Annotated in this window: 3 protein-coding genes; 1 reads left to right on the forward strand and 2 read right to left on the reverse strand. The window is 65.7% G+C overall.

What is annotated here, in order from left to right; all coding sequences use genetic code 11:
• Positions 1-270: GNAT family N-acetyltransferase (locus U1769_RS25040; protein WP_332720875.1), on the forward strand; the 270-nt coding region annotated here is incomplete at its 5' end.
• A 4-nt stretch (positions 271-274) separates the two neighbouring features.
• Here U1769_RS25040 and U1769_RS25045 read toward each other — a convergent pair.
• Together U1769_RS25045 and U1769_RS25050 are read right to left on the reverse strand one after the other, a co-directional pair.
• Complete coding sequence (locus U1769_RS25045) at positions 275-904, reverse strand: trimeric intracellular cation channel family protein (RefSeq protein ID WP_332720876.1); 630 nt, start codon at positions 902-904, stop codon at positions 275-277.
• A 20-nt stretch (positions 905-924) separates the two neighbouring features.
• On the reverse strand, positions 925-1316 hold a 392-nt coding region (locus tag U1769_RS25050; RefSeq protein ID WP_503644630.1), incomplete at its 5' end, for an oxidoreductase dimerization domain-containing protein.

Genomic DNA, 1316 nt, shown 5'->3' on the forward strand with positions numbered 1-1316 from the left:
GGGGTTGGGCGGCTGCTGTACGAAGCGCTGATCGACACGCTGCGGGCGCAGGGCTTTACGCAGGCGATCGGGGTGATCTCACTGCCCAACGACCATTCGATCAAGTCGCACGAGACGATCGGCTTTCGTCGGGCAGGGCAGTTGCGTGAGATCGGTTTCAAGGAAGGGCGCTGGGTCGATATCGGCATCTGGCAGTGCCAGCTGAACGAAAGCGTGTCCCCACCAATAGAGCCGAAGCCATTCAGCGAAGTGGGCGTCGTGCGGGGTTGAGGGATCAGCGCCTGCCCCGATAGGCGGGAAGCTTGATCCGCCAGACAAGCGCGGCAGCGCGGAGCGCGAACCCCGCGGTAGCAGCGATCGTGGCGGCAGCGAGCGGGGGCAGTCCGGCTAAACTGAGCAGGACGTACAACCCCGCCGCAAGTGCCGCTGCAGTGACATAAAGTTCAGGACGCATAAGGATCGACGGCTCGCCCGCCAGCACGTCGCGGATCATTCCGCCAGCGCAGGCCGTCAGCACGCCCATCAACGCGGCCGGGACGGGCGGAATGCCCAGGCTAACCGCCTTTGCCGCGCCAAATACCGAATAGGCAGCCAGGCCGAGGGCATCGAGCCAGTCAAGGGCCGCGCCCTGCCACCAACGCTCGGGCGTGATCCAGATCAGCGTCGCGCCCATGATGCACAGGGCGGCGACCAGCGGGTGGTGAACCCACCAGACCGGCGCGCCGATCAGCAGGTCGCGGATCGTGCCGCCACCGACCCCGGTAACCAGCGCGAAGAATGCAGCGGTGACGAACGTCTGCCCCCGCTGTGCCGCCGCCAGCGCTCCGGTCGCTGCGAACACGGCGATGCTGAACAGGTCAAGCCAGGGGAGGACGCTGCCGAGCTGGACGGGGATGGGTGTCATGCTGCCGCTGTCCCACGGCGTCAGACGTGGATCGGCTTGCCCGTGACCGCCATCGCCGCTTCCTTGATCGCCTCGCTGTGCGTGGGGTGGGCGTGGCAGGTATAGGCGATGTCTTCGCTGGTCGCGCCGAATTCCATCGCCTGTGTTGCCTGGGCAATCATCGTGCCGGCAACGCTGGTGATGATCCACACGCCGAGGACGCGGTCGGTCTTGGCATCGGCGATGATCTTTACGAAGCCGTCGGTGTTGTGATTGGTCTTGGCGCGACTGTTGCCCGCCATCGGGAATTTGCCGATCTTGACTTCACCGCGTTCCTTGGCGGCTTCCTCGGTCAGGCCGACGCCGGCGATTTCGGGCATGGTGTAGACCACCGACGGGATCAGATCGTGGTTCACGATGCCGGTGAGGCCCG

The organism is Parasphingomonas zepuensis (assembly GCF_036663735.1).
Taxonomy (GTDB): domain Bacteria; phylum Pseudomonadota; class Alphaproteobacteria; order Sphingomonadales; family Sphingomonadaceae; genus Sphingomonas.